This is a genomic window from Flavobacterium sp., assembly GCF_046073885.1.
In the GTDB taxonomy this organism is placed as follows: domain Bacteria; phylum Bacteroidota; class Bacteroidia; order Flavobacteriales; family Flavobacteriaceae; genus Flavobacterium.
On the sequence record NZ_JBJTND010000008.1, the window covers coordinates 1 to 23,501 of the forward strand.

25 protein-coding genes and 2 pseudogenes are annotated in these 23,501 nt (G+C 33.4%); 13 read left to right on the forward strand and 14 right to left on the reverse strand.

The features are described from left to right. Positions 1 to 1,767 (reverse strand): KUP/HAK/KT family potassium transporter (locus ACKOWY_RS00780; RefSeq protein WP_408939538.1); only part of this gene is annotated, 1,767 nt, incomplete at its 3' end. A 138-nt stretch (positions 1,768 to 1,905) separates the two neighbouring features. Beyond that, positions 1,906 to 2,856, reverse strand: a complete 951-nt coding sequence (locus ACKOWY_RS00785; protein ID WP_408939539.1) for a hypothetical protein — start codon at positions 2,854 to 2,856, stop codon at positions 1,906 to 1,908. A 130-nt stretch (positions 2,857 to 2,986) separates the two neighbouring features. Here ACKOWY_RS00785 and ACKOWY_RS00790 point away from each other — a divergent pair, with 130 nt between their 5' ends. Then, positions 2,987 to 4,024 carry a WD40/YVTN/BNR-like repeat-containing protein gene (locus ACKOWY_RS00790; protein WP_408939540.1) on the forward strand — a complete coding sequence of 346 codons (1,038 nt, stop codon included), beginning with the start codon at positions 2,987 to 2,989 and terminating at the stop codon, positions 4,022 to 4,024. 55 nt (positions 4,025 to 4,079) lie between these two features. Here the strand turns inward: ACKOWY_RS00790 and ACKOWY_RS00795 are convergent, their stop codons facing one another. The 4 genes from ACKOWY_RS00795 to ACKOWY_RS00810 are packed head-to-tail and all read right to left on the reverse strand — an operon-like array spanning position 4,080 to position 6,713. Beyond that, positions 4,080 to 4,550 carry a sensor of ECF-type sigma factor gene (locus tag ACKOWY_RS00795; protein WP_408939541.1) on the reverse strand — a complete coding sequence of 157 codons (471 nt, stop codon included), beginning with the start codon at positions 4,548 to 4,550 and terminating at the stop codon, positions 4,080 to 4,082. An 11-nt stretch (positions 4,551 to 4,561) separates the two neighbouring features. Continuing rightward, complete coding sequence (locus ACKOWY_RS00800; RefSeq protein WP_408939542.1) at positions 4,562 to 4,975, reverse strand: hypothetical protein; 414 nt, start codon at positions 4,973 to 4,975, stop codon at positions 4,562 to 4,564. 30 nt (positions 4,976 to 5,005) lie between these two features. Beyond that, a complete protein-coding gene (locus tag ACKOWY_RS00805; protein ID WP_408939543.1) occupies positions 5,006 to 5,548 on the reverse strand; it encodes an RNA polymerase sigma factor in 543 nt (180 codons plus the stop codon). Positions 5,549 to 5,588: 40 nt separating this feature from the next. Beyond that, positions 5,589 to 6,713: a GyrI-like domain-containing protein gene (locus ACKOWY_RS00810; protein WP_408939544.1), complete on the reverse strand. Its 1,125-nt coding sequence runs from the start codon at positions 6,711 to 6,713 to the stop codon at positions 5,589 to 5,591. 303 nt (positions 6,714 to 7,016) lie between these two features. On the opposite strand from ACKOWY_RS00810, the gene ACKOWY_RS00815 reads away from it, so the two are divergent. Further along, positions 7,017 to 7,400, forward strand: coding sequence for a hypothetical protein (locus tag ACKOWY_RS00815; RefSeq protein ID WP_408939545.1), 384 nt, complete (start codon positions 7,017 to 7,019; stop codon positions 7,398 to 7,400). A gap of 1 nt (position 7,401) precedes the next feature. On the opposite strand, the gene ACKOWY_RS00820 is transcribed toward ACKOWY_RS00815, so the two are convergent. Then, positions 7,402 to 7,896 (reverse strand): GNAT family N-acetyltransferase, encoded by a 495-nt coding sequence (locus ACKOWY_RS00820; protein WP_408939546.1) that lies wholly within the window; start codon positions 7,894 to 7,896, stop codon positions 7,402 to 7,404. 185 nt (positions 7,897 to 8,081) lie between these two features. Between ACKOWY_RS00820 and menD the strand changes: the two genes are divergently transcribed. Next, positions 8,082 to 9,737, forward strand: a complete 1,656-nt coding sequence (gene menD, locus ACKOWY_RS00825) for a 2-succinyl-5-enolpyruvyl-6-hydroxy-3-cyclohexene-1-carboxylic-acid synthase (protein ID WP_408939547.1) — start codon at positions 8,082 to 8,084, stop codon at positions 9,735 to 9,737. 88 nt (positions 9,738 to 9,825) lie between these two features. Continuing rightward, positions 9,826 to 10,656, forward strand: coding sequence for a S1 RNA-binding domain-containing protein (locus ACKOWY_RS00830; RefSeq protein WP_408939548.1), 831 nt, complete (start codon positions 9,826 to 9,828; stop codon positions 10,654 to 10,656). 2 nt (positions 10,657 to 10,658) lie between these two features. On the opposite strand, the gene ACKOWY_RS00835 is transcribed toward ACKOWY_RS00830, so the two are convergent. The 4 genes and pseudogenes from ACKOWY_RS00835 to ACKOWY_RS00850 form a co-directional block, all read right to left on the reverse strand. Further along, a complete protein-coding gene (locus ACKOWY_RS00835; protein ID WP_408939549.1) occupies positions 10,659 to 11,696 on the reverse strand; it encodes an o-succinylbenzoate synthase in 1,038 nt (345 codons plus the stop codon). Between the two features lie 4 nt (positions 11,697 to 11,700). Further along, positions 11,701 to 12,378 carry a metal-dependent hydrolase gene (locus ACKOWY_RS00840; protein WP_408939550.1) on the reverse strand — a complete coding sequence of 226 codons (678 nt, stop codon included), beginning with the start codon at positions 12,376 to 12,378 and terminating at the stop codon, positions 11,701 to 11,703. After that, positions 12,375 to 13,337: pseudogene (menA, locus tag ACKOWY_RS00845) on the reverse strand (1,4-dihydroxy-2-naphthoate octaprenyltransferase). Before menA ends, ACKOWY_RS00840 begins: the two are co-directional and overlap by 4 nt. Positions 13,338 to 13,423: 86 nt before the next feature. After that, complete coding sequence (locus ACKOWY_RS00850; protein ID WP_408939551.1) at positions 13,424 to 14,263, reverse strand: 1,4-dihydroxy-2-naphthoyl-CoA synthase; 840 nt, start codon at positions 14,261 to 14,263, stop codon at positions 13,424 to 13,426. Positions 14,264 to 14,371: 108 nt separating this feature from the next. On the opposite strand from ACKOWY_RS00850, the gene ACKOWY_RS00855 reads away from it, so the two are divergent. The 6 genes from ACKOWY_RS00855 to ftsY all read left to right on the forward strand — a co-directional run bounded on the left by ACKOWY_RS00855 (position 14,372) and on the right by ftsY (position 17,898). Next, a complete protein-coding gene (locus ACKOWY_RS00855) occupies positions 14,372 to 14,797 on the forward strand; it encodes a PH domain-containing protein (protein WP_408939552.1) in 426 nt (141 codons plus the stop codon). A gap of 26 nt (positions 14,798 to 14,823) precedes the next feature. Then, positions 14,824 to 16,074, forward strand: a complete 1,251-nt coding sequence (locus ACKOWY_RS00860; protein ID WP_408939553.1) for a competence/damage-inducible protein A — start codon at positions 14,824 to 14,826, stop codon at positions 16,072 to 16,074. 74 nt (positions 16,075 to 16,148) lie between these two features. Then, positions 16,149 to 16,385 (forward strand): 50S ribosomal protein L28, encoded by a 237-nt coding sequence (rpmB, locus tag ACKOWY_RS00865; RefSeq protein WP_396168107.1) that lies wholly within the window; start codon positions 16,149 to 16,151, stop codon positions 16,383 to 16,385. Between the two features lie 26 nt (positions 16,386 to 16,411). After that, positions 16,412 to 16,594 (forward strand): 50S ribosomal protein L33, encoded by a 183-nt coding sequence (rpmG, locus tag ACKOWY_RS00870; RefSeq protein WP_313323216.1) that lies wholly within the window; start codon positions 16,412 to 16,414, stop codon positions 16,592 to 16,594. 55 nt (positions 16,595 to 16,649) lie between these two features. Then, the gene (locus tag ACKOWY_RS00875; RefSeq protein ID WP_298115202.1) at positions 16,650 to 16,802 is read left to right on the forward strand and encodes a DUF4295 domain-containing protein; all 153 of its coding nucleotides are present in this window, start codon (positions 16,650 to 16,652) and stop codon (positions 16,800 to 16,802) included. A gap of 115 nt (positions 16,803 to 16,917) precedes the next feature. Further along, positions 16,918 to 17,898: a signal recognition particle-docking protein FtsY gene (gene ftsY, locus ACKOWY_RS00880; RefSeq protein WP_408939554.1), complete on the forward strand. Its 981-nt coding sequence runs from the start codon at positions 16,918 to 16,920 to the stop codon at positions 17,896 to 17,898. 201 nt (positions 17,899 to 18,099) lie between these two features. Here ftsY and ACKOWY_RS00885 read toward each other — a convergent pair whose 3' ends face one another. Then, a complete protein-coding gene (locus ACKOWY_RS00885) occupies positions 18,100 to 19,179 on the reverse strand; it encodes a serine hydrolase domain-containing protein (RefSeq protein ID WP_408939555.1) in 1,080 nt (359 codons plus the stop codon). A gap of 103 nt (positions 19,180 to 19,282) precedes the next feature. Here ACKOWY_RS00885 and ACKOWY_RS00890 point away from each other — a divergent pair, with 103 nt between their 5' ends. Further along, entirely contained in the window at positions 19,283 to 19,702 is a 420-nt protein-coding gene (locus ACKOWY_RS00890) for a hypothetical protein (RefSeq protein ID WP_408939556.1), read from the forward strand. After that, entirely contained in the window at positions 19,702 to 19,998 is a 297-nt protein-coding gene (locus ACKOWY_RS00895; RefSeq protein WP_408939557.1) for a DUF721 domain-containing protein, read from the forward strand. Before ACKOWY_RS00890 ends, ACKOWY_RS00895 begins: the two co-directional genes overlap by 1 nt. A gap of 81 nt (positions 19,999 to 20,079) precedes the next feature. On the opposite strand, the gene ACKOWY_RS00900 is transcribed toward ACKOWY_RS00895, so the two are convergent. Further along, entirely contained in the window at positions 20,080 to 20,499 is a 420-nt protein-coding gene (locus ACKOWY_RS00900; RefSeq protein ID WP_408939558.1) for a nucleoside-diphosphate kinase, read from the reverse strand. Positions 20,500 to 20,567: 68 nt separating this feature from the next. After that, positions 20,568 to 22,157 carry a bacillithiol biosynthesis cysteine-adding enzyme BshC gene (gene bshC / locus ACKOWY_RS00905; RefSeq protein ID WP_408939559.1) on the reverse strand — a complete coding sequence of 530 codons (1,590 nt, stop codon included), beginning with the start codon at positions 22,155 to 22,157 and terminating at the stop codon, positions 20,568 to 20,570. Between the two features lie 115 nt (positions 22,158 to 22,272). Between bshC and ACKOWY_RS00910 the strand changes: the two are divergent. Beyond that, positions 22,273 to 23,397: pseudogene (locus tag ACKOWY_RS00910) on the forward strand (radical SAM protein); the annotation flags it as partial. Between the last annotated feature and the right edge of the window lie 104 nt (positions 23,398 to 23,501).

Sequence of the window (23,501 nt, forward strand, 5' to 3'; positions counted from 1 at the left end):
TTTGAAATCTCCAAGAATGTTGTTTTTATTCAATGATTCGTAACGGCTAGTAATATCAACCTCACCTTTTTTCACCATGTCTTTCAATACCTCACGGAACATCAAATTGATTTTTGTTGGCTCTCTAAATCCTAAGTTGAAATCGACACGGTACAAATCGTCTTTTAAGATTTCTGTTACTTTGTATTCTGTTTTGTATGGTTCGGTTAAGATATTCACGTGAACAAACCAGTAAATATCGGCTCTTTTAGGTCTTTTTTGAAGAATAGAATACATTACTTTTTCTTCGATTTCATCCACTCTACCAGCATTGGTCATGTATACTAAATGGGTAGCATATTTTGGGATGGACAAATCAGCACTTAATTCACCCAATACTTTTTTGTAATCTTCAATCTTAACAATTTTGGTATACGCTTTATTAATTTTCTTAGCTAAATACCAAATAGTCATAATTGAAATCAAAGTAAGAGCGATGCACAATGTTACATAACCCCCTTCGGCAAATTTGGTAATATTAGCAGCTAGAAAGCTAAATTCAATTACTAAATAAATACTAATTAAAGGCACATACAAGAACCATTTCACTCGTTTCATTATCAAATAAAAATTCAATAAAACGGTTGTCATAATCATACACAAAATGATGGCTAAACCATAGGCATGCTCCATATTGCTTGATTCTTCAAAGTGCCAAACAATTCCGACACATCCAAAAAACAATAGCCAGTTAATTGATGGGATGTAAAGCTGACCTTTAACATCTGTTGGGAACTTGATTTTAACTTTAGGCCAAAAATTCAAGCGCATTGCCTCGTTTATTAACGTAAATGATCCACTAATTAAGGCTTGAGACGCAATAACTGCAGCCATTGTTGCGATTACAATCCCAACTGGTTTAAACCATTCGGGCATAATTAAATAAAACGGATTTGAATTATGGGAATTGATTTGCTCCAATAACTTCCCTTGATGTGCTAATAAATAGGCGCCTTGACCAAAGTAATTTAATACTAATGTAGTTTTAACAAATGCCCAGCTAATACGGATGTTTTTTCTTCCGCAATGTCCCATATCAGAATATAAAGCTTCAGCACCAGTTGTACATAAGAACACTGCACCAAGAATAAAGAAACCTTCACCTTTTGCATCTGAAGTTAATAGATTATAGGCGTAATAGGGATTTAAAGCTTTTAAAATAGAAAGGTTTTGAGTCATTTGTAGAATACCCAATACGGCCAACATCGAAAACCAAATTAACATCATGGGAGCAAAAAACTTTCCTACTAGTTTAGTTCCAAATTGTTGAATAGTAAAAAGTACAAATAAAATTGCTATTACAATGGGTACGGTTGGAATATCTGGCTTAAATAAGCGCAATCCTTCAACAGCTGAAGAAACAGAAATTGGCGGTGTGATAATCCCATCTGCTAATAATGCACTACCTCCAATTATTGCAGGCACTATAAGCCATTGAATTTTAGTTCGTTTTACTAATGCATATAAAGCAAAAATTCCACCTTCACCATGATTGTCTGCGCTCAAGGTGATGAGTACATATTTTAATGTAGTTTGCAAGGTTAAGGTCCAAAAAATACAAGATAGACCTCCAAGAATTAAATTTTCATTGATAATGTTTTCTCCAATTATGGAGTTCATTACATAAAGTGGGGAAGTACCAATATCCCCATATATTATTCCAAGAGTAATTAATAATCCAGCAGCTGAAAGCGTGCTATGAAGATTTTTATGATCATGCGAATTCATAATATATTTTTCTAAAAGTTTACAAATGTATTACTTTTAGATAATTCAATTCTAATTTGTGAGATAATTATTTAGTAGTCGAACATTTTAGAAATAAAAAAAGCATCGAATTTCGATGCTTTTAAACTAATTGTATTTTTATCTTCTTCCTCCACTGTAACTCCTTGGTGTTGAATTTCCAGAATTAATTGTATTAGGAAGATTTTCCTTAGGTGTTGGATTATGATATATTGGAATATCTCCTACTTGAATTGGATCCGATGGTGCACTGTTAGGGTTTGGAACATAACTTCTAGTTCCCGAATACACACTAGATTTTGGATTACTTCCATAGGTTATATCACGAACCGATCTGGATTTGTTTAATTCATATCGATTGGAGTAACCTTGATTTCTTGTGTCAAATGATCGATTTGGATGAGCTCTTTCATAGTAATTACCTCTTCTTTCATGATAATTTTGATAAGCCGCATGGCATCTTCTGTTGTTTACATAATTATAAAAATAATTAAAGTTGATATGGAAACCTATGTTGTTTCTATAATTGGCTATTGGACATGGACTCCATCCGTAATAATATCGTGGATAATATTTCCAATTCCATTGTGAAAAATAAGGGCGGTAATTAATTACCCCAATATAACTGAAAATTACAGGTATTGTTTTGTAATTTGGTTCATAGATATAGTTGCTTCCGTAAATATAAGGGTCTCCAACAACTTGAATTTGCATTCTGTTGTAGGCGTCTTTTTCTATTTCAACTGTTGCAATATCTTGAAATTGATCTTGACCTAATACAGCTTGTAAAACAATAATATGGGTGCTTCCCTCAATAAATTCATCCACTCTTAAATAATCAACCAGATTGTCCTCATTTAAATCTAAATTTGATATTTGAGCTTTCGGATCATTTAATCTATATTCAAAATCAGCTAAATCTCTTGAGTCTGCAAAAATTGAAGCTACTGCTCTTAGATCCAAGTTGTCGCTTATTTCTGAGTTAGATGCATTTACTATGGTTCTGTCTTGTGCAAATGAAGTTGCAAAAACCAAACTCATAATGGTCGAAAATAAAAGATTTGTTTTCATAGTATTAGTGTTTAAGATTGCTAAATTATGTTTAATATTTGGAATTCCAATTTCTATGCCAACAATATCATTTTCACAAATCATTAACAGTAATTTTTATTGTACTTTAGCAAAGAAATCTTTTTTATTTATGAAAAAAATCCCGGTATTTTCATTAGTTGCTTTGATGTTATTCTCATGCAAGTCCATCCATAAATCAATTACTACAGTTAAAATTGATACGTTACTAGTAGATAAAATTAGTATTCGGCCAATAGTTATTTCCGGTGAAAATGTGTTTTATGCTGCCGATAAAAATAGAGTAGGGGTGGTAAATTGGAAAACCAATAGTAAAAACGAAATTACGATTGAAAATAGTGATTTCAAGTTGGAATTTCGAAGTATAGCTCAAACAAGCAGCTCTATTTTTGTTGCAAATGTTGGTAATCCGGCATTTATATATAAATTTTCTAAGGATTTACAACAGAAAAAACTTGTTTACGAAGAACACAATTCGAAAGTGTTTTATGATAGTGTGCAATTTTGGAATGATCAAGAAGGAATTGCTGTAGGAGATCCCACAGAAAACTGCTTGTGCATGCTAATTACAAGAGATGGAGGTGCAACGTGGACTAAAGTAACTTGCGATAACTTACCTCCTGTAGTTGAAGGTGAGTCTGCATTTGCAGCTAGTAATACGAATATTGTGATACAAGGAGATGCTACTTGGGTAGTTTCTGGAGGAAAAAAATCGAGGGTGTTCTTTTCTTCTGATAAAGGAAAAACGTGGAGTGTGTATTCCACTCCAATTATTCAAGGGGAAGCCATGACTGGAATATTTACAGCCGATTTTTATAATGATAAAATAGGCTTTGTAGCAGGAGGAAATTATGAAAAGCTAAATCAAAATTTTGGCAATAAAGCATTAACTACCGATGGGGGGAAAACTTGGAAACTAGTTTCTGAAAATGAAGGTTTTGGATATGCTTCGTGCGTACAGTTTATTCCAAACGGCAAAGGAAAGCAATTGGTTTCTGTAGGGGCAAATGGAATTTATTATTCTTGCGACCAAGGAAATTCATGGAAGCAATTAAGTTCTGATAGTTCATTTTACACCCTTCGTTTCATTGATTCTACTACCGCAATCGCAGCGGGTAAAAACAAAATGGTGCGATTGTTTTTCAAATAAAAAAAAGGTGATTTTTCATCGAAAAATCACCCTTGAATTAAGATGGCTTATAGTATTACCTTCTGTTATCTCTTTTGTCGCGGTATTGTTGTAGTAATTTTTTATTAAATTCTTCTTCCGCTCTTTTAAGTTTTAGGATTTTAACAGACGGAATCACTCCTTTTAAATTAGCAACAAATTTCTTTTTCAATTGATACAGCTCTTCTTCTGCACTCTCCATTTGAGTTAATAATGCAGCAGCATCTTTTTCTGATAATTTATCCAAAGAGTTGTCTTCGGTTCTATCAATGAAAGCTCTAATTTTTTGTTTTTTTATTTCTTTTTGTTTGTCTTCAAATGCATTAAAAATAGGCCAAAACCTTGCTGCTTCATCTGAAGTCAAATTAAGCTCTGTGGTGATGAAGGCAACTTTTAATGCTTTAATTTGTTCTTTCTTCTCTTGTAATCGTTCTCTTATTGGACCTCTTTGTCCGAAAGTAGTTATTGAAATAAAGAAAACGGAAATAATTAAGTATAAATTTTTCATAATCATAAATATTAATTGGTAATGTATTTTTCAAGGTCAGTTGATGCAGATAGTTCTTCTTCTATAGCTTCATTGGTGATTGTTGAATTTGTTTTTAATTGATCAATGTCTTCCTGTTCTAATAAATTTACAATTTCATCTTCAGAAATTGGACTTTGTTGAGTTAAGTAATTTTCTATTTCGGCGGCGCTTGGCTGTTCTTGATTTCTTTCTAATTGGTATACTAAAGGCAATGATAGCATTATTACTAATACTGCAGCTGCAGCATAAATCCACTTTTTATTTTGAGTGTAAAATGAAATAGTCTTCGTTTCATTTATTGGAAGCTCTAGTAATAATTTTTCTGAGAAAGTATCAAAGTAGCCTTCCGGAATTTGAAATCCAGGAGTTATTTTTTTGCTTTTCTCTAAATTAATATTTTTCATATCCATTTGACATTGATATTGTACAAAGGTTTAATTTGAATTTAAATATTCTTCTATTTTTTTTACTGCATGAAAGTAAGATGCTTTTAAGGCTCCAACCGAGGTCCCTAAAATTTCTGAAATTTCTTCATATTTTAATTCTTCAAAGTATTTCATTTTAAATACGAGCTGTTGTTTTTCGGGTAATAAAACAAGTGCTTTTTGCAGTTTTAATTGAATTTCATCTCCTTCAAAATAAACGTCCGATTGCAAATTCTCAACTAACTTCGATTGCAATTCCGAACTCGTTAATTTGCTTCGCTTCGCTTTATTATTAATAAATGTAATGGCTTCGTTGGTAGCAATGCGGTACATCCAAGAAAATAATTTGCTATCTCCTTTGAAATTCTTTAAATTTTGAAAAACTTTAATAAACGTATTCTGTAGCACATCATGAGCGTCATCATGGTCGATAACAATGTTACGAATGATTTGGTATAAAGGTTTTTGGTATTCGCGCAGCAATTTTTGAAACGCAGTATTTTGCGTTCGCGGATCAATTAATTCCTTTATGAAGTCTTTTTCTTCTTGCAATACCAAATTTATTTATTGGAATAAAGATAAAGCAAAAGGTTTAATTAGGTTGAACTAATTTTCTGTTAGCCGGCGTTACAGGTTCAATTGGAGTGTCGGCTGCTGTGGTTGTTTCTTCGGTTGCAGCCTCTTCTTTTACTTCGATGGCTTTAGGGTAAACCGGAATATAAACTTCTGTAACCCATTTAGAAGGGTTGATCACATCTTTTCTGCCAACTTTATGCACTTCAATAATTTGCCCCGATCTATTACGCTCCAAATGATTTTTTGCAACAAAATCAAGTGCTTTTTTCCAGGCTTTTTGAGTATGAGAATAATCTCCCACTAAAGTGGTTTTTAAACAAGTATAACTTGCGGTCTTCCCAGATTGTATATCGCTACCGGGCATGATGTTAATAGAATCTTTAACAGGCATGCATACCGAAAAGGCTACATCATTATTGGCTCGATCGTATTTGTGGTAAATAATAAATGGTTTTCCGTTGCTTCTTAGTTTGTTTTTGTCAAAGAAATATTCCATTCTCGAAACAAGTATGCTCACATTTTTTTCAGTTTCTTTTTGCTTGCAGTGTAAGTATTGTTTTAAATGAAATCCACCTGGAAGTGTTGTTATTCCATTCACTTTTATAGAGTAGGTGTTTATTTCGTAGTCTAAAGTTGAATTTAGATTTTCTAAACTCTTTTCGTATATAGCGCTGACAACACTTTTTATTCCTCCAGAAAAAAATGCGGCAACTTTATTTTTAAAATCAAGTTTTCCTTTGTTTCTCCAGGTTACTTTTGTTCCTCCGACCGTGTCTTTAAAACTCCAATACATATCGAAAGGGGCTTCGTTATTTTTCATTTTTTGAAAAATACTTTCGTTTTCTTTTACCGTAATAGTTTTTATTGAACCTTCGCTAGAACTGCTTGTCCAGGAGCAAGAACCACCTTGTCCTAAAGTAAGTCCGGGGTAATTAAATTGATACGATTTGTCATTTTTTATCCAAGAACAAAAAGTCTCCCAGTTTTTGTAATCGTTGATGTAGTTAAATACAATGCCTCTAGGGTTTTTAATTACTTTGCTAACCGTTACATCATAATCTCCTTTTTGAGTAGATACAAAAACACTCAATCCAACAAAAAAAAGAAATAATAGTAATGAAATGTATTTAAGGATTCGCATGGTGTTTAATTTAAAGTAAAGTAAATATAATAAACTTTAGTGTTTAAAGAAAATTTTTATCAGAAATAAAATCAAAATAAAAGCAAAAAAGGCTAATAATATCTTGTAATTCCCTTTATAAAATTGATTGTGTAGTGTTTTGTCTTTTTTGTAAGCGATTACCATTGCAATAACAAAAGCAATAATAAAAGCAGCAGCAAAACACAATTGACCAGTTGTGAACATACGCAGTAATTTTTTAACAAATTTAGGCAATAATAGTTCTTATTTGTAATTTGGCTTTCTAATTTTATATAAAATAACATGCAAAAACAGATAAATTCCGTTAAAGAGTTTCATACGAGTTTTCAATTAGGATACAGCGAAAACATCATTGGTGATTTAGGCGAAAGCAAAAACCTACTTCGCTATAATTTGATGAAAGAAGAAAACGAAGAGTATTTAGAGGCAGCGCAAAACAATGATATTGTTGAAATCGCAGATGCCCTTGGTGACATGTTGTATATTTTATGCGGAACCATTATTGAGCATGGATTGCAACACAAAATTGAAGAAGTTTTTGATGAAATCCAACGCAGTAATATGAGTAAATTGGGAGAAGACGGGAAGCCTATTTATCGTGAAGACGGAAAGGTGTTGAAAGGTCCGAATTATTTCAAACCAAATATTGATTCGATAATAAAGTAAATTAAAGCATCTTCTGCATAAAAACACTATGCAGCCAGCGGTTAAATTTATACCCCGATTCTTTTATGGTTCCTGCAATTTCAAAGCCAAATTTCTTATGAAATTCAATGCTGCTTTGATTTTCAGAATCAATAACGCCAATCATGGTGTGTAGCTTTTGGGCTTTCGCCAAATGAATTAATTTATCTAAAATCAATTTTCCAATGCCTTTCCCAAGCTGATTGGGATGGGCATAAACCGAATGCTCAACGGTAAATTTATAAGCTTCTCTAAATCGGAATTCACTATAATAACCAAAGCCCACAACGCTTTTGTTTGAAATAGCAACAAGGATTGGAAATCCTTTATCTAATTTGTCTTGAAAAATAGCAATTTGATTTTCTAAAGTCCGTGGTTCATAATCATACAAAGCGGTTGAGTTTAGAATATTATAGTTGATAATTTCTAAAATCTCAGCAGCATCTTCTGTTTGATAGGGTCTAATTTGGATTTCCATGTTTCAAAAATAGTGTTTTTTTGTCTATTTAGAAATTATGGCAAACTAAAGATTTTTGATTCACTTGCCTAACTTTCTTGGTGGTTTGAATGGAACTCAATAAATAACTTTGTACTTTTGTAATCATAAATTATAGTTTTACAATTAATTCAAGAGAACGAGTTTATTAAGTTCTTTCAACAACAATGATTTACCCAAAAATACCTTTAGCACAATCTATAATCGAAATTCTTCGTGCTAAAAATATATCCAATATTGTAATTTCTCCCGGTTCGAGAAATGCGCCTTTAATTATTGGTTTTGGGAACGATCCGTTTTTTACTTGTTATAGTATTGCCGATGAACGCTCGGCGGCTTTTTTTGCTTTGGGAATTGCACAGCAAATAAAGAAACCAGTAGTTGTAGTTTGCACTTCAGGGTCGGCATTATTGAATTATTATCCGGCATTTGCGGAAGCTTTTTACAGTCAAATCCCGCTGCTTGTTATTTCTGCCGATAGACCGCAAAGCAAAATAGATATTGGCGACGGCCAAACCATTCGTCAAGAAAATGTTTTTGCCAATCATTCTTTATTTAATGCCAATCTCAGTGAAGAAGCATCCGAAAATAATGATAATTTAATTCAAGAAGCGATTAATATGGCTTTCGCTAAAAGAGGTCCGGTTCACATTAACGCCCCTTTTGAAGAGCCCTTGTATGAAACTACTACGGAGTTATCGGTTAAGCCAAAAATCAATGCATTTGAATCTACTACATCTTCATCCGAAGATTTAACTTCGTATGCTTCCCTATGGAATTCAGGTAAGAAGAAGTTGGTTTTGGTTGGGGTAAACGAACCCAATGCCATAGAACAGCACTATTTAGACCTATTGGCTAATGATCCTTCTGTGGTGGTGCTTATTGAAACGACTTCTAATTTGCATCATCCTCGTTTTATAAATACCATAGATTCTATAATAACGCCATTTACCGAAAAGGATTTTTTAGAATTTCAACCTGAAATATTAATCACTTTTGGAGGGATGATCGTTTCAAAACGAATCAAAGCATTTCTGAGGAAATACCAACCGCAAAATCATTGGCACATCGACGATTTAAGAGCTTATGATACATTTGGGTGTCTGACTAAGCATTTTGTAATGCAACCCAATAATTTCTTCCAGTCGTTTTTTCAATTGACCCATGTTGTTGAAAGTACATACAATAAATTAGCACAAGATATTAAAGCGTACAGACAAAATAAAAGTGCTGAATATCTTGCTAAAATTCCGTTTTCAGACCTTAAAGTATTTGAAAAGATACTTCCTGTTATACCTTATGATTATCAGTTACATATAAGCAATAGCTCTCCAATTCGTTACGCTCAATTATTTGATATTGAAAAAAGCATTGAAGTGTTTAGTAATCGAGGTACAAGCGGAATTGACGGAAGTACTTCTACGGCTATTGGAGCGGCTCTTGGAAATAAAAAACCTTGCGTTTTCATTGCTGGTGATATTGGTTTTCTGTACGATAGTAATGCCCTTTGGAATAATTATATCCCAAATAATTTTAAAATTATTCTGATTAATAATGGAGGAGGAGGAATCTTCCGAATTTTACCAGGTCATAAAGAAACACCAGTTTTTAATACTTTTTTTGAAACTTCTCATTGTTTAACCGCCGAGCATTTAGCAAAAATGTACGGCTTGAATTATCTTACCGCGAGTAATGAAGATACCTTGGAGAAAAGTTTAAAGGATTTGATTTCGCAAGATGACAAACCAACTTTGCTGGAGGTTTTTACTCCAACTCTTGAAAATGATAAAATCCTTTTGAATTACTTTAAGGCATTGGAATAAAGTATTTTAACTTTTTAATAAGGCTATTTTATAGTGCAATGTAATATCTTAATTCTATTCGTACCTTTGTACAAATTACAAGCACGATATGAAAATAGGTCAATTCAATACCCTAACTGTTAGTAGACACACCCAAGTTGGTTTATTCTTAACCGATGGGAAAGAAGATGTTTTGTTGCCAAATAAATATGTCCCTAAGGTTTTTGAAATTGGCGAAGAGATGAATGTGTTTGTTTATTTAGATCATGAAGAACGCCCTGTAGCAACCACTTTGGTTCCTTATGTAGTATTGAATGAATTTGCTTTATTACGCGTAAATTATGTGAATCAGGTGGGTGCATTTTTAGATTGGGGAATGGAAAAAGATATTCTGGTTCCGTTTAAGGAGCAAGCGCGCCCAATGGAAAAAGGGAAACGCTATTTGGTTTACTTGTATTTAGATGAAAAAACAAATCGCCTTGTGGCTTCTAGTAAAACCAATCAGTTTTTGGATAACGAAAACATTAATTTGGAAAAAAATGAGGAAGTAGATTTGATTATTTCTCATATTACCGAAATCGGAATTAATGTAATTATCAATCAAAAACACAAAGGGTTGATTTATAAGGACGAGGTGTATGATGATGCCATACGCACCGGTGATAAAATGAAAGGATACATTAAAAATGTTCGTCCAGATGGAAAGATTGATGTTTCATTGCATAAACTTGGGTTTGAAAACATCGAGCCAAACTCGGAAATTATATTAAATGAATTGCGAGCAAGTAGAGGCTTTTTGCGCTTAAATGATAATTCCAATCCCGAAGATATTAAGACGGTTTTAAAGATGAGTAAGAAAACCTTCAAAAAAGCAATTGGATTATTGTACAAACAAAAGCTTATTGAAATTAAGGAAGACGGAATTTATTTAATTCAATAAATCTATTTGAGATTTACATTCCAATCTTCATTTGGGTTGTATTGAAGTTGTCCGTTTTTAACTGCTAAGGGACAATCAAAATTATTGGTATAAAGTCCGCCAGTACCCAATCCTTGAGGCATTGAATTGTTTTGTAGAAAGGTCCATTGTGCAATTGCATTTAAGCCAATATTGCTTTCTAGGGCAGAAGTAATCCACCAACCAATTTGAAGTTTTTCGGCTAATTCAATCCACTCTTTAGTTCCTCTAAAACCACCTATAAAACTAGGTTTTAAAATGATGTATTGTGGCTTGATTTTTTGTAAAAGCGCTTCCTTATCGGAATAATTATAAACTCCGATCAATTCTTCGTCTAAAGCTATAGAAATAGGGGTTTTAGTGCATAATTCTGACATACTGTCATATTTCTGAACTCCAATCGGCTGTTCTATGCTATGTAATTTATAACCAGATAATTGATTTAATTTATTTAAAGCTTCAGATTCGGTAAAAGCCCCGTTAGCATCTACTCGAATTTCAATTGATTTTTCATCAAAATTTGCTCTAATAAATTCCAATAATTCCAATTCTTTTTTGAAATCGATAGCGCCAATTTTTAACTTAATGCAATGAAATCCTTTGGCCAGTTTTTCATCAATTTGTTGTTTCATGAATGAGGGTTCTCCCATCCAAATTAATCCGTTTATGGATATGGTTTTTTTGCCCTCTGTGAATTCGGAAGGAAATAATAAAAACGGATCTTTCGACTCTAATGATTGAAAAGCCATTTCAATTCCAAATTGAATAGAAGGAAATTCTAATAATGATTCCCAAAGTGCGTCTTTTCCTAATTGGATGTTTTGGCAGGTCCATTGAAGTTTTTCTTCATAATCGGGTCGGTCGTCTGTGCTCAATCCTCTTAGTATTCCGCATTCCCCAATTCCCTTTTTGCCCTCTTTCTCTAAAATGAGAAACCAAGTTTCTTTGGTATTCAAAACCCCTCTGGAAGTGCCAGAAGCGTTTTTGAAGTTTAGAATGTATTTTTGGTAGCTTGCTTTCATTTATTTACAACGAAATACTTTCTCCAATTTCCAGTAACATTAAGTCTTTTCCGGCGTCAAAGAATTTCTTTTTGGCCTCCTCATGGTTGATTTCAATGTAACCAAAAGTATCATAATGTAGGCCAAGAACTTTGTCGCATGCAACAAAATCAGCTGCGATAATAGCATCTTCCACATCCATAGTGAAGTTATTCCCAATTGATAATATCGCCAAATCCAATTTAGTTCGCATTGGAATCAGTTTCATATCCATAGTTAAAGCCGTATCGCCCGAGATGTATATGTTTTTGTGTTCTCCCTCAATTACAAATCCAGCAGGATTACCTCCATAAGAGCCATCCGGAAATGAACTTGAGTGAATGGCGCTAACCATTTTTACTTTTCCAAATTCAAATTGCCAGCTGCCTCCGTGATTCATAGGGTGAAAGTTGATTCCTTTGTTTCCAAAATGAACAGCCACCTCATAGCTTGATACAATGGTTGCATTGGTTCGTTTTGCAATTACTTCCGCATCCAAAATATGATCGTTGTGTGCATGGGTTAGCAAAATATAATCCGCTTCAATTGCATTCACATCGATATGACTTGCTTTAGGGTTTGCTGTAATGAATGGATCAACTAAGATATGTTTGCCGCTTACTTCAATTCCGATGCAAGCGTGCCCGTAAAAGGTTATTTTCATGGCCAATTAGTATAATAAATGATGAAATCCGATATGAAATAAATCAGCGAAAGCGATAATAAAATTGAAAGTAAAAAAGTGCTTAACGCTAGTTTTTTTAATTCTGGATCCAAAAGTTTAGGTTCTTTGTTTTTCGCAACTCTTTTCAGGTGAGCTATTATTGGAAAGTAGGCTAATAAAAAGAAATAAATATCAAAATTAAATGAATCCGGATTTTGATCTCTATAGCTAAAATCAAAAATAAATGCGAAAACTAGCATTAAAACCATAGCAGCAATAATCAAAAAGAAGTGGTATTTTTTTGCCCAAGCGCCTCCGTTTTGAACTACCAAGGTGTTTTTATTAGATTTTCTATCCGATTCTTCATCGCGCATATTATTTAAATTCAGTACTCCAACACTTTAAAATCCGATTGCAGTTGCTGGCAAGAATAAAAGCCAATCAATTTCTTTTGAAAACATAAAGTTTACTCCAAAGGTGCTTACAATTCCGAAGAAAATAAAAACAAAAACATCTCCATATCCTCTGTATCCATAAGGGTTTTTTCCAACGGTATAGCGAATAGCAGAAGCAATTGCTAAAATTCCTAAAACAAAGAAAATCACGGAGTACATTAAATATTTTCCTTTAAATGAAAAATAAATAAGCAACATGGCGGATACCAAAGTGAGAAAGGAAGTGATAAAGATTCCAAAACGCATGGCTCCCGGTGTAATATTTCCACTCTGAATGGATCGCATAGGGCCTACACGATCTTCATTGTCGGTGCCTTTCATGCCATCACCATAATCGTTCGCAAAATTCGAAAGAATCTGCAGTCCAAGGGTAGTTGATAGCGCAAAAATTACAATCTTCCAATTGAATATGCCTTGTGACATAGCATAAAAACTTCCAACTAAGATTCCGGAAATCGATAGAGGTAGGGTGCGAACTCGAGCAGCTTCAATCCAGTGTTTCATTTGTTTGTTTAATTAATTGATTTTGGATAATTAGAATTTTCGGAATTAATTAGAGATTATAGCATCTAAAATTCCAATGATCTATATTAAGGTAACCATTTTTTATCAAAATTTGGCTTACGCTTTTCTAAAAATGCATCACGACCTTCTTTAGCTTCATCGGTCATATACGCTAATCGTGTAGCTTCACCAGCAAATACTTGTTGACCAACCATACCGTCATCAGTAAGGTTCATGGCAAATTTTAGCATCTTGATTGATGTTGGTGATTTAGCTAGAATTTCTTGTGCCCATTGATAGGCTGTATCTTCCAATTCATCGTGCGGAATTACCGCATTTACCATTCCCATATCCATGGCTTCTTGAGCCGAATAGTTTCTTCCTAAAAAGAATATTTCTCTTGCTTTTTTCTGTCCGACCATTTTAGCTAAATAAGCCGATCCATATCCTCCGTCAAAACTCGTTACATCGGCATCGGTTTGTTTGAAAATAGCATGTTCTTTACTTGCTAGTGTTAAATCACAAACCACATGCAAGCTATGTCCGCCTCCAACTGCCCAGCCAGGGACTACACAAATCACTGCCTTAGGCATGAATCGAATTAATCGCTGAACATCTAAAATGTTCAATCGGTGGTAACCATCTTCTCCTACATAACCTTGGTGTCCTCGCGCTTTTTGATCGCCACCGCTGCAAAATGAATACACTCCGTCTTTGCTAGAAGGTCCTTCGGCAGACAATAGAACCACTCCAATAGAAGTATCTTCTTGGGCATCATGAAAAGCTTGAAGAAGTTCGCTAGTGGTTTTTGGTCTAAAGGCATTGCGTACATCTGGTCGATTGAAGGCAATTCGGGCCACGCCATTACATTTTTTATAAGTGATGTCTTCAAATTCTCTTACCGTTACCCAATTAATTGTACTCATTTTAAACTATTTTTTATTAAAATTCGGTTGTGATAGTTAATTGTATTAATTTAGCGTAAAATTAAACGAATTTTTGTTTTTATCATTAAAAGCTCATTTAAAAAAATTATGACCCGATTTTTATCATCCAAAAACACTTTTACAATTGTTGTGCTTTGGAGTTTAGTATTGTTCTTGATCTTGTCTTTAGCATTGAATTTTCAAAAAGGTACATTTCCTCTAATGCCAGTAATAATTGTTTCTTCAGTAATTGGTTTTGTGCTGTGGGTTATTTTGGATACTCGTTATGTGATAAAAAATAATTTTTTATTGTATCGCTCCGGACCAATTAGAGGCAGAATCGATATCAAAAAAATAAAATCAATAAAACGCCATTCGGGTTTGAATGTTCCGGTTATGTTTAAGCCGGCTTTAGATATCAAAGGGTTTATTGTTACTTATAATTCTTATGATGATTTATTTATTTCGCCGAAGCACAGCGATATTTTTATTTCTGAAATAAAAAAAATTAACCCACAAATTGAAGTAATTTAATTTCAATTCTATAAACTCAATTCACTTTGAAAGCAACCATAGTTACTATTGGCGATGAAATCCTTATAGGTCAAATTATTGATACTAATTCAGGTTATATTGCCAAAGCATTAGATCGGATAGGGGTGCAAACGCACGAATTACTTTCAATAAGTGATAATAAGCAACATATTTTAGAAACTTTTGAAAAATTACAGAACAAAGTCGATTTTGTTATCATTACAGGTGGTTTAGGTCCGACTAAAGATGATATTACCAAACACACTTTTTGCGAATATTTCAATGATAGCTTAGTTGTTAATTATGAAGTGCAGGCTCATGTTATTGAGTTGATAGAAAAGGTAATGAAAAGACCGGCCTCTCAAATTAATAAAGATCAAGCGCTTGTTCCTTCTAATTGCCAAGTGTTATTTAATAAAGTAGGTACTGCTCCTGGAATGTGGATGAAGAAAGAAAATACCGTTTATATTTCGTTGCCTGGCGTTCCTTATGAAATGAAATATATCGTTGAAAACGAAATCATTCCAAAGATTGTTAAAGAATACGAGCGTCCATATATACTTCATAAAACAATCATGACCTATGGTCAAGGAGAGAGTTTGGTTGCTGAACGAATTGAAGATTGGGAAAATAATTTGCCTGAATTTATTAAGTTGGCCTATTTGCCTTCTCCAGGAAGGGTTCGCTTAAGATTGACCGCTCGCGGAAAGGACAAAGAACTTTTAGAAACTACAATTAACAATAAGGTAGAGTCATTAGCTAAAATTATTGGAGATATAATTGTTGGTTTTGATGAAGATGAAACTATTGCCGTAGTAATAGGAAGGTTATTAATTCAAAATAAAAATACTCTAGCGGTAGCAGAAAGTTGTACCGGAGGTAAAATCGCTCAAGAACTGACTGCAGTGGCGGGTGCTTCCAATTATTTTAGAGGAGGTGTGGTTAGTTATGCAACCGAAACCAAAGTTTCTATGTTGGGAGTTTTAGAAGAAACGATTACTCAACATTCTGTGGTGAGTGGGGAAGTGGCTAAAGAAATGGCGATTGGAGTTCAAAAAAGAATGAAATCCGATTATGCAATTGCAACAACAGGAAACGCAGGTCCTGATAAGGGAGATGCCGATGCAACTGTTGGGACAGTTTTTATAGCTATTGCAACACCTAGTGAGGTTTTTGTGGAGGAATTTGATTTTGGTCAACCCCGTGAAAAAGTGATAGATAGAGCAGTAAATAAAGCTTTTGAAATGCTGCAAAAAGAAATTTTAAAAAATGTCTAATATTTTTTTGGCAATAAGGTTTCTTTTTTGTTTCTTTGCACCCTCGATTTCAATAACGATAAAAGATAAGTATAATGTCAAGAGTTTGTGACCTTACAGGTAAAAGAGCGATGGTAGGAAATAATGTTTCCCACGCAATGAATAAAACTAAGAGAAAATTTTCTGTTAACTTAGTTAAAAAACGTTTCTTTCTTGCTGAAGAAGACAGATGGGTTACTTTAAGAGTAGCTGCTTCAACAATAAAAACAATTAATAAAAATGGATTGGCTGCAGTATTAAAAACTGCTAAAGCTAATGGGTTTATTAAATAATCCAATCCAAATAAATATATAGTAAGATGGCAAAGAAAGGTAATAGAATTCAAGTTATTTTAGAGTGTACTGAGCATAAAGAGTCTGGACTTCCAGGAACTTCTCGTTACATCACTAACAAAAACAAAAAAAATACTCCAGATAGATTAGAGATTAAAAAATTTAATCCAATCTTGAAGAGAATGACTGTTCATAAAGAAATTAAATAATTAGAGATTTTATTTTAATCATAACGATAAATAAAATTTAAATACTCATTGAATCATGGCAAAAAAGACCGTTGCAACATTACAAACAGCTTCTAAGAGATTAACAAAAGCTATAAAAATGGTAAAATCTCCTAAAACAGGTGCTTACACATTTGTAGAAAGCATTATGACTCCAGAAGAAGTAGATTCTTTCTTGCAAAAGAAATAATTCTAATAAAATAATATAACCAAGCTACTTTCTCGCGGAAGTAGCTTTTTTATTTTTATATTTGTCACTACTATTAAAAATTTGTATTTATAAATACTAGCAACCGACTTATATTATGAGTTTTTTTAAAAAATTATTTTCCTCAGAAAAAAAAGAATCAGTAATTACCGAACAAGAAAAGGTAGTTCTTGATAAAGGTTTGGAGAAAACCAAAACGTCTTTCTTTTCAAAACTTACTAAAGCTGTAGCCGGAAAATCTAAAGTTGATGATGAGGTTTTAGATAATCTTGAAGAAATATTAGTTACTTCGGATGTTGGTGTAGAAACCACTTTAAAAATTATCCGTCGTATTGAAGACCGTGTTTCTGCCGATAAATATTTAGGTACCGATGAACTAAATTTGATTCTAAGAGAAGAAATTTCGGGTTTATTATCGGAAACTAAATCGGGCGAAGAAACCGAATTTAAAATACCAGAAAATAAAAAACCCTACGTTATCATGGTTGTTGGAGTTAACGGAGTGGGTAAAACAACTACAATAGGAAAATTAGCTTATCAATTTAAAAAAGCAGGTTACAGCGTTGTTCTGGGTGCTGCCGATACTTTTCGTGCTGCCGCAATTGATCAATTGCAAATATGGGCCGATCGTGTTGGGGTGCCTATTGTAAAGCAACAAATGGGTTCCGATCCTGCATCGGTTGCTTTTGATACTTTACAAAGTGCCGTTTCTCAAAATGCGGATGTCGTAATTATTGATACTGCAGGTCGTTTGCATAATAAAGTTGGATTGATGAGTGAATTGTCTAAAGTGAAACGTGTGATGCAAAAGGTTTCCGAGGATGCGCCACATGATGTATTGTTAGTATTAGACGGTTCAACAGGACAAAATGCATTCGAACAAGCCAAACAATTTACTGCCGCTACCGAGGTTACTTGTTTGGCAGTTACTAAATTAGATGGTACGGCCAAGGGTGGAGTAGTAATTGGTATATCCGATCAATTTCAAATTCCAGTAAAATATATTGGAGTTGGTGAAGGAATAGAAGATTTACAAGTATTTAACAAATATGAGTTTGTGGATAGTTTCTTTAATTAATTTGCAATGAACAAAATAATTACTTTTTTCAAATCAGCGTCTCCTCTAATCTTAATTTTGCTATGTGTTGGAGCTGAGATTGTATCTAAAATAATTGAATATAAACTCCCAACTATAGCAATGGGATTGCAATTAACTACTTTTGTGGTGTTTATTTACGCCTTAATAAAGTTTTTTAACTCGAAGTTTTAGTAAGTTCAATTATTGATATAGTGCATTAATTTTTTGCCAAAGCACATCATCAAAATTGGATAATGCCATATTTACTGCGTCTGCAGCATCTCCCATTCGAATTACAACCATTTTTTTGCTAGGAACCACATAAATTTTTTGATCGTTTTTTCCCAATGCTGCATACATGTCACTTGGAGCACTTGGAATAATACTACCGCTAAATTGAAATTGACTTTGTGGTAAACGGTAACTTGATTTTCCATTTAACCACCATAAATACCCATACGATAGGTTGATAGTTTGTGAAGTTGTGGTAGCCAAATTAAAGTAGCTTTCATTAATTACGGTTGTTCCATTCCATTTTCCTTTATTTAAAGCCATTAATCCAAAGCGTGCCATATTTCTAGTGGTGCTCCAATAAGTTCGTGTTCCGTCAGTGCCATTAACCCACAATCCGCCAGTCATACCAAGTTTATCTCTTAGTTTGGAATTGAAGTAATTGTTCCAAGTTTGTCCTGTAGCTTGAGCAACTACATCTTGTAATTTTACATATACATTATGATAAGCCCAGCGCGTTCCTGCATCAGCTACGTATTGTAAATTGGCTGGCGAAACATCATCACCAAGAGAATCATCAAGCCCCGAAGACATAGATAATAAGTGCTTACACGTAATTAAATTTTCTTTTGCTAAGGGTGCACTTGTCCATCCGGTTCCTATATAATCTGAAACTTTATTGTTTGTGTTTATATAACCTTCTTGTTCTGCAATACCGGTTACTGTCGCGGTTAGTGTTTTTCCTGCACTTGCCCAGTACCAAGCTGTAATAGCAGAATGTCCATTAAAATAATTCTCCATCACAATTCTCCCATTAACCAATATCATAAAAGATTTTGAGTTTTTTAATTGCAAATAATCCAATAAGGGTTGTACTGCATTGGCATTCCAGCCAAGTGCTGCAATAGATTTGGTTTCCCATATGGTACTTCCATCGCTTGGAGGAAAGTACATGCTATCCCCTTCAGAAGTATTATTATCGGAGTTATTGTTGGAACTACATCCAAAATTAATTAGTAGAATTGATAATATGAATAGGACTTTTTTCATAAAATGGAATTTATACTTTGACTTTCAATTCATTAAAAGGTTTATTCAAAATTACTTTTTTATTCCTTAAAATAAATTGTAATTTTATCTTTTTATTTGAATTATGAAAAACACACTTCTTTTTTTTCTGCTGAGCTTCCTGTTTGTTTCTTGTATACCTTCTGTTAAAGAAGCCGATCTGGCAAAGATTAATGGCTATTGGGAAATTCAAAAAGTAGAACTTCCGCAAGGAGGTAAGAAAGAATACAAGGTTAATGAAACCATCGATTTTTTTTCTTTAAAAAATAATTTGGGCTTTCGCCAAAAGGTGATGCCGCAATTGGATGGTACTTATTTAACTAATGATATTAAGGAAAATATCAAAGTTACCAATTTGGACGGAGTGTTTTATATTAATTACACCACGAATTACGGAAAATGGAAAGAAGAAATTCTTGAAATACAAGACAGTGTTTTAGTCTTAAAAAATAAAGATGATTTAGAATACCACTATAAAAGACATCTCCCTTTTTCAATAAAATAATGGCAAAAAGACAAAGTAACGAAAGTTCGATTTCTGAAGTGTTGCAGCAATTTATTCAGCAAAACAAACTGGAAACAGGCATGGATAAAATTGATGTGGAAAAAGCATGGAAAAGCCTCATGGGAAACGGAGTAAATAGCTACACCCAAGAAGTTATTTTAAAGGGAAGTACTTTGTATGTAAAACTCACTTCGGCAGTATTGCGTGAAGAATTAAGTTATGGCAAGCAAAAAATTATTGCCATGATTAATGAGGAATTAAAAAAAGAAATTGTGAAAGAGGTGGTGTTGAGATAAGTGATGTAAGTTTGAAGAAAAGCTATAAAAAAAAAATCCCATTTCATTGAAATGGGATTTTATATTTATATAAACTCTTAATTAAAATTGCTCTCTTCCTGCAAAATGGAAGGCACTTTCAATAGATGCATTTTCATCAGAATCAGATCCGTGAACTGCATTTTCTCCAATTGAAGTTGCATATTTTTTACGGATAGTACCTTCAGCCGCTTCAGCTGGGTTTGTAGCACCAATTAAAGTTCTAAATTCTTCAATTGCATTTTCTTTTTCAAGAATTGCAGCAACAATTGGACCGCGAGACATGAATTCAACTAATTCACCATAAAATGGTCTTGCAGCGTGCACCGCGTAAAAAGCTTTAGCGTCAGCAACAGTTAATTGCGTCAATTTTAAAGCAACAATTTTAAATCCACCTTCTGTAATCATGTTTAAGATTCCACCAATATGTCCGTTTTCTACAGCATCTGGTTTAATCATTGTAAATGTTCTATTAGTAGCCATTTTTTTGTATTATTTATAAATTTGGGTGCAAAAATATACTTTTTTTTGCGATAATCAAAGCAACTTACTTAGAATGTAATTACTTTAAATTCTTGTTTTAATGGATCCAACTCCGAAAATAATTTTTGAATAAAATCGGCGCCAAACTCCAAGTAGAATTCACTAAAATTCAGTTGTCGTTCTTGCAAACTTTGATTCGGGAAAAGTTCGTTTTGCAAAGCTTCAATTCGCTGTAGATAATCGGCATGCGATTTTTTTTCGGCCTTAAGTAATCTTCTTTCAAGATGCTCTAATCCTTTTATTTGTTTGGCTTCCTGTGCTTTTACTGCTCCAGAAAATGATTTATCGGTTTGTAATGCAATAGCATTTAACTCTTCAAATTGTTGGCGTAATGTTTCTTTTTGCTTGGAGAAATCAATAGTGAAATTTGAAATTTCTTTGGTTTTATTGGTAATTAATTCATTTTGATTTAAAAACAAATCAGCAAAATGCAATCCCAGTGTAGTTGCTTTTTCTGCTTGCTTAGCTGTTGCAATAAGTACTGAATTTCTTAATAATAATATTGGAAAAGTGATGTTATTGGCCGCAAAGTTGGATTTTAATTCCAACCAGTAGGCTAGCTCACCTCCACCGCCTATATAACACAAATTAGGCAAGACAACTTCTTGATATAAAGGTCTTAAGATTACATTTGGACTAAATTTTTCTGGATTATTTTCTAATTCATTAAGAATTTCAGTTGCAGTAAAAACCCGTTCCGTGTTATTTATCTTGTAAGTGTTATTCTCAAAAATAATGCGTTCACGCAATTGATCTTCAATATAAAAAAGATTGATTTCTCTAGGATTAACTTGAATTTTGTATTCAGATAATTGTGCATTTGTTTCAGTTACTTTTTGGTATGAAACGCCATTTGTTATTTCATTTTTCACAAATGGAATTAACATTTTCTTTAATTCTTTTACATCGCCATCCACAATTACTAAACCTTCTGTTTTGAATAATTCATTTGCTAAATAGCGAGTGGCAGAAGCTAAATTAGAATACTTTAAATAGGAGTTTTTAAATAATTCTAGTAATTCCTTTGCATTTTCGCTGGAGCCTATTTCATTTTTTAAAGTTTCAAATACTTCATTTAGTCCTTCATTGGTTAATCTTCCAACGGGACCCGAACTTTCTCTATTCCATTTTATTTTAGATTTTTTGAAATTAAAATAGTTAATTTCTTCAAAATCATGGTCTTCGGTGGTCATCCAATATACAGGAACAAAATCATTGTTTGGATAGGCTTTTTTTAATTGTTTGCAAAGGTTTATTGTTGAGACAATTTTGTAAATAAAATACAAAGGTCCTGTGAATAAATTCAGTTGATGCCCTGTAGTAATGGTAAAAGTGGTGTCTTTATTAAGTAACTGAAGGTTGTCTTGAGTTTTCTGCGAAATATTGAAATTCAGGTATTGATTTTCAAGTTCCGCAACAAGTAATTTTCTGTTTTCAACAGGGAAATTCTCTTGTTTTTCGTCTATTTGATCCTTGAAATTTTCAAGGCTTGGAAACCGATTGTAAAAAGGCTTAAGTTCTGACTTTTCGTCTAAATAATCTACGATTAATTTAGAGAAATATCCCGATTTTTGATAGCTAATACAATCTGTTTGCATCTATTTATTTTTTGCAAAAATACTCAAAATTCAATTTCATTTCACAAATTCAATTTCATTCCTATTTCTTAATTAGTAAATTAGTATTTTTACTTTCGAAATAAAAACTTCACAATTGAAAGACATTCTATTAATAACCCCACCTTTTACTCAGTTAAATACACCCTATCCGGCTACTGCCTATATTAAAGGTTTTTTGAAAATGAAGGATATTTCTTCATTTCAAATGGATCTGGGCATGGAAGTTATTTTAGAATTATTTTCCAATGAAGGCTTAACCGATTTATTTAAAGTAGAATCAAAATCAAAGTCGGCTAATTCCCAACGGATTTTCGCTTTAAATAAAGAATATATAAAAACAATAGATTCGGTAATTGCTTTTTTACAGGGTAAGAATCCTACTTTGGCACGAACTATTTGTAGCGGAAATTTCCTTCCCGAAGCTTCTCGATTCAGACAATTGGATGACATGGAGTGGGCTTTTGGAACTATGGGAATGCAAGATAAAGCCAAGCACTTGGCTACTTTATATCTAGAAGATTTGTCAGATTATATTGTAGAATGCGTTGATGAAAATTTTGGTTTCAGTAGGTATGCCGAACGGTTGGGCAGAAGCGCCAATTCTTTTGATGAATTGTATTTTCATTTGCAAAAAGAACCTACCTATATTGATAGAATCACACTTAAAATCATAAAGAAACGATTAGAGGATATTCATCCGAAGCTTGTTTGTTTTTCGGTTCCTTTTCCTGGGAATTTATACAGCGCTTTTCGTTCTGCTCAATTCATAAAATCAAATTTTCCAAGTTGCAAAATTGCAATGGGGGGTGGGTTTCCCAACACCGAATTGCGTGAATTGAAAGACGAACGGGTGTTTGAGTTTTTTGATTTTATTTCATTAGATGATGGAGAGCTCCCTTTGGAATTAATTTACAATTCAGTAAGTCAAAAGGAGTCTGTAGACGTTATTTTAAAGCGAACCTATATTTTAGAAAACGGAAAAGTTGTTTATGAAAATAATGCTTCACAACCCGATTATAAACAGAGTGAAGTGGGTACGCCTGATTATTCTGATTTGTTTTTGGATAAATACATTTCGGTTATTGAAATAGCCAATCCAATGCATAGTTTGTGGAGTGAAGGTCCTTGGAACAAATTAACAATGGCTCATGGTTGTTATTGGAAAAAATGCACCTTTTGCGATATACATTTAGATTATATCAACCAATATGAACCGGTTGAGCGGGACAATTGAACAGTCTTCAGTGTCCGCGAAGGAAGCCAGTCAGCTAGCCAGTTCTGCAGCTTCCGTTGCCGCTAGGGGTGGTGACGTTGTAAGCAAGG